The organism is Veillonella sp. (genome assembly GCF_019414865.1).
In the GTDB taxonomy this organism is placed as follows: Bacteria; Bacillota; Negativicutes; order Veillonellales; family Veillonellaceae; genus Veillonella.
The window spans coordinates 1-9,760 of sequence record NZ_DXLG01000060.1 but is presented as its reverse complement, the minus strand read 5'-3'; the positions used below and the strand labels follow the sequence as shown (position 1 = coordinate 9,760).

The following is a 9,760-nucleotide window of genomic DNA, read 5'->3' as shown; positions in this document are numbered from 1 at the left end:
CAGTATAAATCTATACTTCTTGCATAACCCTAATAAAAGTGTTACTATTAATTCATAAAGAAAATAGATAAGTCTTTGGGGACAGGTGAAATTCCTTACCGGCGGTATAGTCCGCGAACCTTATGGGTATGAATCGGTGCAATTCCGATACCGACAGTACAGTCTGGATGAGAAAAGACGAGGCGCATTTGTTGTGCGCAATTATGATTACCCAAGGACTATGTATATAGTCCTTTTTTTATTGAGGTGATATGGTGGATGACGTAGCTTATATGAAACGCGCCATTGCACTGGCAAAATTAGCCACAGGACATACTTCACCAAATCCTTTGGTGGGTGCTGTAGTGGTAAAAGACAATACAATAATCGGTGAAGGCTATCATCACAAAGCTGGTACGGCTCATGCCGAGGTGCATGCACTGAATCAAGCGGGTGATAATGCTAAAGGTGCCACTTTATATGTGACATTAGAGCCTTGTTCTCATTATGGTAAAACACCACCTTGTGCACTTCGTATCATAGAAGCAGGTATAGCTAAGGTAGTCATCGGCAGTACAGATCCTAATCCACTTGTTGCTGGTAAAGGTATTGAGCTTCTTAAAGAAGCGGGAATTGAAGTTGTCGTTCCTGTTTGTAGTGATGAATGTGCTGAGCTTAATGAGCATTTCTTTACCTATATACAGACGGGAAAACCTTTTGTAACTATTAAGAGTGCTATGTCCCTTGATGGTAAGATTGCCACGTTTACAGGCCAATCTCAATGGATTACTAATGAATCCTCCCGTCGTGATGGACATGTACTACGTGCTACTCATGATGCTATGCTCGTTGGTATTGGTACAATCTTAGCAGATAATCCACAGCTAAACTGTCGTCTCAGTGATGATGAATTAGCAGATGCTATATTGGATAGAAATATTCTTGATGAGCCGATTACAGTCCATCAACCAGATGTAATTATCCTAGATAGTCTTGGTAGAACGCCTACCACAAGTCGTGTATTTGAAGTAGATACTCGCAAGGTTCATATATTTGTATCTAAAGGTTGTCCTAAAGAACGGATACAGGCTTTAGAACAAGTAGGAGCTCTTGTAACGGTTGTTGAATCAGTGTCTACTCGTAAAAGTAAAAGCACAGATATTGTCATAGATATTAAGAAATTATCTATTGATGATATTCTTACGAAGTTGGGCGATTTTGGTTATACTTCATTATTAGTTGAAGGTGGCTCTGCCATTATAAGTTCATTTGTAGAAACATTGAACTTTGATAAGGTAGTTACTTATATTGGTAATACAATAATCGGTGGAACAGAGGCTACACCTGCTGTAGGTGGTCGTGGCTTTGAAAGTTTAGAATCTTCTCCACAGTTAACTTTTACAAAAACTAAAGTATTAGATAATAACATTCGTATCGAAGCGTATCGTGAAGGAAGGAGGGGCGCTTATGTTCACGGGAATCGTTGAAGAAATCGGCCGTGTAGAAAGCATTAAAAAGGGCCCTAAATCCTTAGCCATTACAATTCGGGGGGATAAGATTTTTAGCGATTTAAAAATCGGTGACTCCGTAGCTGTTAACGGTGTATGTTTGACAGCTACTACCATTGGTAATGGCGTATTTACAGCCGATGTAATGCCTGAATCAATTAAGATGACTACTTTCACAAATTTGAAAGTTCATCAACCACTCAATTTAGAGCGAGCTATGCTTGCTAACGGTAGATTTGGTGGTCATATTGTGGCAGGTCACGTAGATGGTACAGGCCGCATCATTAACCGGGAACAAACGGATAATGCCATTATCTTTACCATAGAGGCTCCAAAATCTGTTATGGATTATGTTATCTATAAGGGATCTATAACTATCGATGGTATTAGCCTCACTATTATGCGACGAACGGACAGCAGTTTTTCCGTATCGATCATTCCTCACACCTTGAGCGAAACCATTCTAGGTTCTGCCCATATTGGGACGGAGGTCAATTTAGAAACGGATATCGCTGGTCGATACATTCGTCATTTTATGAATCTTGGTAGTGAACCTACCAAAGAGAAACCTAAGAAATCTATGCAATCCCTCTTAGTAGAGAATGGATTTATATAAAGTAAGGAGCGTTCCTATGAGCGAACAATTACATTCAATTGAAGAGGTCTTACAAGACCTTAAAGCTGGTAAACCTGTTATTATCGTTGATGATGAAAGCCGTGAAAATGAAGGCGATCTTATCATTGCTGCAGAGTTTGCTACACAAGAAAATATTAACTTTATGGTTAAATATGCGCGCGGTATCGTATGTACACCAATGCGTCGTGAAGCCTTAGAAAAGCTTGGCATCCCTGCAATGGTTGCTAAAAATACAGACAATCATGAAACAGCTTTCACTGTTACTGTAGACCATGTAGATACTACAACAGGCGTATCTCCAGCAGAACGTGCGTATACAATTCAAAAATTATTAGATCCTAATGCTAAACCAGAAGACTTCCGTCGTCCTGGTCACGTATTCCCTCTAGTATATAAAGAGGGTGGCGTATTAGTTCGCCAAGGCCATACAGAAGCATCTATCGACCTTTGTCGCTTAGCAGGCTTACAAGAGGCTGCTGTTATTTGTGAAATCACAAAAGACGATGGCGATATGGCTCGTTTGCCAGATCTATTACAATTTGCTAAAGAACATAATCTTAAAATTGCATCTGTAGCAGAACTTATTGAGTATCGTAAACAACATGAAGATATGGTAGAACTCGGTGCTTGTTCTAAACTACCTACTAAATTTGGTGACTTTAATATTTTTGTATTTAAAAATGATTTAGATCATAAAGAACATTTAGCTATCGTTAAAGGTAATGTACAAAACTGTGACGATGTTCTTGTACGTATTCACTCTGAATGTTTAACAGGTGATGTATTCGGTTCTAAACGTTGTGATTGTGGTGAGCAATTAGATCATGCGTTACGTGCCATCGAAAAAGAAGGCAAAGGCGTTGTAGTATATATGCGCCAAGAAGGCCGTGGCATTGGTTTAACAAATAAAATTAAAGCCTATGCTTTACAAGAGCAAGGTTTAGATACTGTAGAGGCTAATGAACAATTAGGTTTCCCTGCAGATATGCGCGAATATTCCTTAGCAGCTCAAATTATTCGTTTCTTAGGTATTAAGAGTATTCGCTTGTTAACGAATAATCCTGAAAAACGCCATGGTTTAGAACATTGGGGTATCGATGTAACTAGCCGTGTACCGCTTATCATTGCAGCCAATAAATTCAATGCAGGCTACTTGAAAACAAAAGAAGAAAAAATGGGGCATATGTTAGAAGACTAATCATTTAGTTTTATTTAACAAATTATTCGGACATAAGAATTTCCTTTAATGGAATATAGGAGGTCAACATAATGAAGGTTCAAGAAGGTAACTTATTAGGTTCTGGTAAAAAATTTGCTATTATCGGCTCTCGTTTTAACGAGTTCATAACATCTAAATTAATTGGTGGCGCTGAAGATTGCTTATTGCGTCACGATGTAAAAGAAGAAGATATTACAGTAATCTGGGTTCCAGGCGCTTATGAAATTCCTTTAATTGCTAAAAAAGCAGCTACATCTGGTCGCTTCGATGCAGTTATTTGTGTTGGTGCTGTTATCCGCGGTGCTACAACTCATTATGACTATGTATGTAATGAAGTGGCAAAAGGTATTGCTCATGTTTCTTTGGAAACAGGTATTCCTGTTATGTTCGGTGTAGTAACAACTGAAAACATTGAACAAGCAATCGAACGTGCTGGTACTAAAGCTGGCAATAAGGGTTACGACTGTGCTATGGGCGCTATTGAAATGGTTAATCTTATCGATCAATTCTAATAATTACATAGTAAACACTCAGTATCTTATGATGCTGGGGGTTTTTATATTATCGAAAATATGTTCTTTTAACTTGAAGTTAGTGTAGACGAACATATATTCCCTATTATTGAAAAGTAATTCTATGACATGATATACTATAAAAGCACTATTATGTGTGTACGATTTATTAATTAGAAATAAGGAATGATAGAATGGATTATATAAAACGTTTTACGACTCGCGAAGGGGTTCGTATGTCTTTAGCGGTAACAACAGATACCGTTGAAACGGCTCGCGTACGTCACGATTTGTGGCCTGTAGCAACGGCTGCTTTAGGTCGTGCTATGACAGGAGCTATTTTATTGGCTGGAGACTTTAAAAACCATGAAAATGTAAGTCTTCGTATCAAAGGTGATGGTCCTCTAGGCGTTGTTCACGTAGATGCTTTTGCAGATAATACAGTTCGTGGATATGTGGATGAGCCACATGTAGATGTACCTTTAAAACGAGCTGGTAAGCTCGATGTAGGTGCTGCTGTAGGCCATAATGGTGAAGTCCAAGTAACTCGTTTTACACAATTAGCACAAGACTATACCTCCACAAGTCCTATTCAAAGTGGTGAAGTAGCAGAAGATTTGGCTTATTATTTATATGCTTCTGAGCAAGTACCTTCTACTATTAGCTTAGGTGTATTGGTAGATCCAGATTATCATACTGTTGTGGCAGGCGGTTTTATCGTACAAGCTTTACCAGATGCTACAGATGAAGCATTAGCCCAAGTCGAAAAGAATATTAATGAATTAGGCCCAATTACAGAATATTTAAAAGCAAATCCAGATGGTAAAGGTCTTATGGAACGCGTTCTTGATGGCTTAACTGTGAATGAAGTATATAATGAACCGATACATTTCCAATGTCGTTGTGGACGCGATCGCTTTGGTGCCGTACTCATGACATTAAGAGAAGAAGATAAAGAGGCTATTCTAGAAGATGAAGTAACAGAGCTTGTTTGTCACTATTGTAATGAAAAATATCATTTCACACGTGAAGAGTTACAAGATATGTTTGCTCCTAAAGGTCCAATTCAATAAAACTTTATAATATGTTGAAAAATACAGGCTACTAGGTTTTTCCTATAGCCTGTTTTTCTATTCTATGAGAAAATAAAAGATAGAGTGATTAATAATAGGAGGTCACAATGAGTGCAATTGGCGTAATTGGTGGTACTGGCGTTTATGATCCATCCATCTTTGAAAATATTCATGAAGAATCCTTAATGACACCATATGGTGAAATAGATTATGTACAAGGTACATACCATGGGAAAACGGTAATCTTTGTTGCTCGTCACGGCAAAGATCATACAATTCCTCCACATAAAATTAACTATCGTGCTAATATTTGGGGTCTAAAAAAATTAGGCGTTACATTTATTATCTCTACAACAGCTGTAGGTTCCTTAAATGAAAACTTCAAGCCTGGTCATTTCGTTTTGACAGATCAATTCTTAGATTTCACGAAGAACCGCATCACTACATTCTATGAAGGTGGTGACCGTCCAGTAGCACATCTGGATGTAACAAATCCTTACAGCCCTGAATTACGTGATATTCTTCAAAAGGTAGGTACTGAACAAGGCCTAACAATTCATAATGGCGGTACCTATGTTTGTACAGAAGGTCCTCGTTTTGAAACACCAGCAGAAATTAAAATGTTCCACATGCTCGGTGGTGATACAGTAGGTATGACAAATGTACCGGAAGTAAATTTAGCGAATGAAGCTGAAATGGCATATGCTACTATTTCTATGATTACAAACTATGCAGCAGGTATTTCTGAATCTGCTTTGACACATGGTGAAGTGGTAGAAATGATGGGCGACATGGCAGCTCAACTTAAATCTCTTATTTTAGGTGCTATTGATGCAATCGATGTAGATGCTCGTTATGACGCACATAATCGCATGCAAGAATATGGTGGCTTTAAACTATAATCCATTCATAATGAAATACAATAGTTCATCGAAGGAGAAGGTATGATTAATATTGAATGGCGTAAAGATACGCTGGTATTATTAGATCAAACTAAATTGCCTACTGAAATTACATATGTTCACTGTACAGATTGGCGCCAAGTAGCCGAAGCTATTAAAATGCTTCGCGTCCGTGGCGCACCTGCTATTGGTGTAGCTGCTAGTTATGGTCTTATTCTAGCTGCTATGGAAGCAGGCCGTTTGGATGTTCCGTTTAGTGAACAACTTACAAGCTTATATGAATTTAGTGAGACTTTAAAGGAAACTCGTCCTACCGCAATCAACTTAGCTTGGGCCGTAGATCGTGTTATTTCTCTTGTAAAAGAGCATGTTGAAAGTATGTCCTCTATGAGTGAAGTAGTCGATCTCATTACAAAAGAGGCTATTATAATTCATGAAGAAGATGTATCTTTGAATCGCCGTATGGCAGAAGCAGGGGCCACATTATTTGAAGGACAAAAGAATATTCGTATTCTTACTCATTGTAATGCTGGTGCACTAGCTACAGGCGGTTTAGGAACAGCACTCGGTGTTGTCCGTAAATTACATGAAAATGGTCAGTTGGAACGCGTGTATGCTGATGAAACACGACCATTATTACAAGGTGCTCGTCTTACTGCCTTTGAACTGCATGAGGATGGTATTCCTGTTACTCTTGAGACTGATAATATGGCGGCCTATGCGATGCAACATGGACTCATTGATGCCGTTATCGTCGGTGCTGACCGCATCACTACAAAAGGGGATGTAGCCAATAAAATTGGTACCTATGGTGTAGCAGTACTAGCTAAATTCCATAACATTCCATTCTATGTAGCAGCGCCATATAGCACATTTGATTTTACCCTTGAAAATGGTGCTGATATTCCTATTGAGATGCGCGACGATTATGAAGTAACATCTCTACATGGTGTTCAAACAGCGCCTAATGGTATTGATGTGCTTAATCCAGCCTTTGATGTGACACCACATGAATTGGTAACTGCCATCATTACTGAAGAGGGTGTATTAAAACCGAACTATGAAGAATCTATTGATAAGCTACGTCAGATTGTAGAATCTAAGTAATCTAGTATTTGATATTGTAGATTTTCATTTTTGGTTTTTCGCATACATTATCTATATAATTAAGTATCTATACTAACTAAATTATGTAGTAACTATAAATCCAAGTGGATTAACCATATGTATTTTTTATCTAATCTACTTGTATGAGTAAAAGGAGATATTATGCAATCTTTAATTAAAGATATTAATTTAGCCGCAGAAGGCCGCAAGAAAATTGATTGGGTTTCCAACTTTATGCCTACATTAAATACATTGGGTGACCGCTTTGAAGCAGAACAAACTTTCAAAGGTCAAACAATTGTTGTAAGTGTTCACTTGGAAGCAAAAACAGCATACTTAGCTACTGTTTTAAAACGCGGTGGTGCCGATGTTATCGTAACTGGTTCCAACCCATTATCTACACAAGATGATGTAGCTGCAGGTCTTGTTGATATGGGCCTTACTGTATATGCTTGGTATGATTGTACGGAAGAGGAATACTTCCATTTCCTTAATAAGGCACTTGATCACAAACCACATATTATCATCGATGATGGTGGCGACTTGGTAAATTTGTTGCACACAACTCGCCAAGATGCAAAAGAACGCCTATTAGGTGGTAGTGAAGAAACTACTACAGGTGTACATCGTCTTTATGCATTAGAAAATGCAAAACAATTGACATTCCCTATGATTGCAGTTAATGATTCTTACTGTAAATATCTCTTTGATAACCGTTACGGTACAGGTCAATCTGTTTGGGATGGTATCATGCGTACTACAAACTTAACTGTAACAGGTAAAAATGTAGTTGTTGCTGGTTATGGCTGGTGCGGTAAAGGCGTTGCTATGCGTGCAAAAGGCCTTGGTGCTCATGTATATGTAACAGAAGTAGATCCAATTAAAGCTATTGAAGCTGTATTTGATGGCTTCAAAGTATTACCTATGATTGAAGCTGCTAAAGTAGGGGATATCTTCTGTACGGTAACAGGTTGTAAAGATGTAATCGTGAAAGAGCATTACGAAGTAATGAAAGATAAAGCTATCTTATGTAATGCAGGTCACTTTGATTGTGAAGTTAACGTAGCTGATCTTACAGAACTTGCAGTAAGTCATGAACGTGTTCGTCAAAATATTGAAGGCTATACTATGGCAGATGGCCGCAAACTCTATGTATTGGCTGAAGGTCGCCTTGTAAACCTTGCTGCAGGCGATGGTCATCCTGCAGAAATCATGGATTTATCCTTTGCTATGCAAGCTCTTGCAGCAGAACATATCTTGCATAATGGCAAAGATATGGAACCAAAGGTGTATGTATTACCTCATGAATTAGACGCGGAAATTGCTAAATTAAAATTGAATTCCATGGGTTACGATTTAGATTCTTTAACGCAAGATCAAATCGATTATCTTACAAAAGTAAATTAATTTCGAATCGATTTACATCTACATTTAATAGAAAGCTAATAGTTTTATATTATACAACAATGTGCTAGATGTATTAGTTTTCTAATTTTACTAATATAACCGAGCTACTTTAGCTCGGTTATACCTATGAGGAAATCTATGTCTGATTTATTGATTACCAATGTAGACGTCCTAACTAATGAGGGCGTTCTTAAAAATCATGCCATTGAAATTGAAAATGGTTATATTGCTGCTATTTTAAAGGATAGTGATATTGAAAAAGCAAAAGATTCTGCAAAGGAAGTACTAGATGGTAAAGGCCAATTAGCCGCACCAGGTTTAGTCAATACTCATACGCACATTGCAATGGGCTTATTTAGAAACTATGCAGATGATCTTGAGCTTATGGATTGGCTAGAAACTGCAATTTGGCCAATTGAAGCCAAGCTTAACGACGAGTATGTACGTTATGGTACACAACTAGGTGTGGCTGAAATGTTACGCTCTGGTACTACAACATTTAGCGATATGTATTTCTTTATGAATACTACAGCTGAGATAGTAAAAGAAACAGGTATTCGCGCTGTACTATCTCGTGGTTTAGCAGGTGTATCTCCAACAGCCGATCAAGCATTAGTTGAAAATGCTGATTTATTCCGTACTTGGAACGGCTTTGATAATGACCGCATCAAGGTATTATTGGGACCACATGCGCCTTATACTTGCCCAGATGACTATATGGAAAAGGTTATTGCCTTATCCCATGAATTAAATTGTGGTATTCACATGCACTTGTCTGAAACAAAAGGGGAAGTAGAGAATGTTATAAAAGCTACTGGCAAGACACCAATAGCTCATATGCATGACTTAGGCTTATTCTGGAATACTACATTAGCTGCACATTGTGTTCATGTTACAGACGAAGATATGGCTATTATGGCAGAGAATAATGTAGCTGTTGCACATAATCCACAATCCAATTTAAAATTAGCAAGTGGTATTGCTCCAGTGCCTGAAATGATTGCTAAAGGTATTACAGTTGGTCTTGGTACAGACGGTTCTGCATCTAATAATAATGCAGATTTGCTTGAAGAAGTACGCCTTGCTGCTACATTGCATAAGGCGCGTCTCTATGACCCTAAAGCGATTCCGGCACAAGCAGCGTGGAACATGGGCACTGTAGAAGGTGCAAAAGCCTTAGGTTATAAAGATCTAGGTGTACTAGCTGAAGGGTATCGCGCAGATATCGTATTGTATGATGTATCTGGTATGCACTGGATGCCTCGTTATAACGATTTAGCAGCACTTGTATACTCGGCTAATAGCTCTGATGCTAATACTACAATTGTAGGCGGCAAAGTTCTTATGAAAGATAGAGAATTGCTTACTATTGATGAAGAAAAACTTCGCTCAGAAATTAGGTCAGCTCAAGAATAT

9 protein-coding genes and 1 riboswitch are annotated in these 9,760 nt (G+C 38.2%); all 9 genes read left to right on the top strand.

What is annotated here, in order from left to right; all coding sequences use genetic code 11:
- Positions 1–67: 67 nt before the first annotated feature.
- Positions 68–183: riboswitch (FMN riboswitch) on the top strand.
- A gap of 68 nt (positions 184–251) precedes the next feature.
- Entirely contained in the window at positions 252–1,466 is a 1,215-nt protein-coding gene (ribD, locus tag QZ334_RS05145) for a bifunctional diaminohydroxyphosphoribosylaminopyrimidine deaminase/5-amino-6-(5-phosphoribosylamino)uracil reductase RibD (protein WP_295232473.1), read from the top strand.
- Positions 1,447–2,103, top strand: a complete 657-nt coding sequence (locus QZ334_RS05140) for a riboflavin synthase (protein ID WP_227720893.1) — start codon at positions 1,447–1,449, stop codon at positions 2,101–2,103. The genes ribD and QZ334_RS05140 overlap by 20 nt, the downstream gene beginning before the upstream one ends.
- A 16-nt stretch (positions 2,104–2,119) precedes the next feature.
- Entirely contained in the window at positions 2,120–3,322 is a 1,203-nt protein-coding gene (locus tag QZ334_RS05135; RefSeq protein WP_227720894.1) for a bifunctional 3,4-dihydroxy-2-butanone-4-phosphate synthase/GTP cyclohydrolase II, read from the top strand.
- 71 nt (positions 3,323–3,393) lie between these two features.
- Positions 3,394–3,855, top strand: coding sequence for a 6,7-dimethyl-8-ribityllumazine synthase (ribE, locus tag QZ334_RS05130; protein WP_024064376.1), 462 nt, complete (start codon positions 3,394–3,396; stop codon positions 3,853–3,855).
- A gap of 194 nt (positions 3,856–4,049) precedes the next feature.
- Positions 4,050–4,928 (top strand): Hsp33 family molecular chaperone HslO, encoded by an 879-nt coding sequence (gene hslO / locus QZ334_RS05125; protein WP_105089207.1) that lies wholly within the window; start codon positions 4,050–4,052, stop codon positions 4,926–4,928.
- A 107-nt stretch (positions 4,929–5,035) separates the two neighbouring features.
- Entirely contained in the window at positions 5,036–5,830 is a 795-nt protein-coding gene (gene mtnP, locus QZ334_RS05120; RefSeq protein WP_227720895.1) for an S-methyl-5'-thioadenosine phosphorylase, read from the top strand.
- A 42-nt stretch (positions 5,831–5,872) separates the two neighbouring features.
- Positions 5,873–6,937, top strand: a complete 1,065-nt coding sequence (mtnA, locus tag QZ334_RS05115; protein WP_295232462.1) for an S-methyl-5-thioribose-1-phosphate isomerase — start codon at positions 5,873–5,875, stop codon at positions 6,935–6,937.
- 162 nt (positions 6,938–7,099) lie between these two features.
- Positions 7,100–8,344 (top strand): adenosylhomocysteinase, encoded by a 1,245-nt coding sequence (locus QZ334_RS05110; protein WP_287534235.1) that lies wholly within the window; start codon positions 7,100–7,102, stop codon positions 8,342–8,344.
- Between the two features lie 138 nt (positions 8,345–8,482).
- Positions 8,483–9,760: amidohydrolase (locus QZ334_RS05105; RefSeq protein WP_295232459.1), on the top strand; the 1,278-nt coding region annotated here is incomplete at its 3' end.

What these genes read in the sequence shown, in the direction of transcription:
- hslO (WP_105089207.1), top strand. Translation starts at nt 4,050, where the DNA reads ATGGATTATATAAAACGTTTTACGACTCGCGAAGGGGTTCGTATGTCT.
- ribE (WP_024064376.1), top strand. Translation starts at nt 3,394, where the DNA reads ATGAAGGTTCAAGAAGGTAACTTATTAGGTTCTGGTAAAAAATTTGCT.
- QZ334_RS05140 (WP_227720893.1), top strand. Translation starts at nt 1,447, where the DNA reads ATGTTCACGGGAATCGTTGAAGAAATCGGCCGTGTAGAAAGCATTAAA.
- QZ334_RS05135 (WP_227720894.1), top strand. Translation starts at nt 2,120, where the DNA reads ATGAGCGAACAATTACATTCAATTGAAGAGGTCTTACAAGACCTTAAA.
- QZ334_RS05110 (WP_287534235.1), top strand. Translation starts at nt 7,100, where the DNA reads ATGCAATCTTTAATTAAAGATATTAATTTAGCCGCAGAAGGCCGCAAG.
- mtnP (WP_227720895.1), top strand. Translation starts at nt 5,036, where the DNA reads ATGAGTGCAATTGGCGTAATTGGTGGTACTGGCGTTTATGATCCATCC.
- ribD (WP_295232473.1), top strand. Translation starts at nt 252, where the DNA reads ATGGTGGATGACGTAGCTTATATGAAACGCGCCATTGCACTGGCAAAA.
- mtnA (WP_295232462.1), top strand. Translation starts at nt 5,873, where the DNA reads ATGATTAATATTGAATGGCGTAAAGATACGCTGGTATTATTAGATCAA.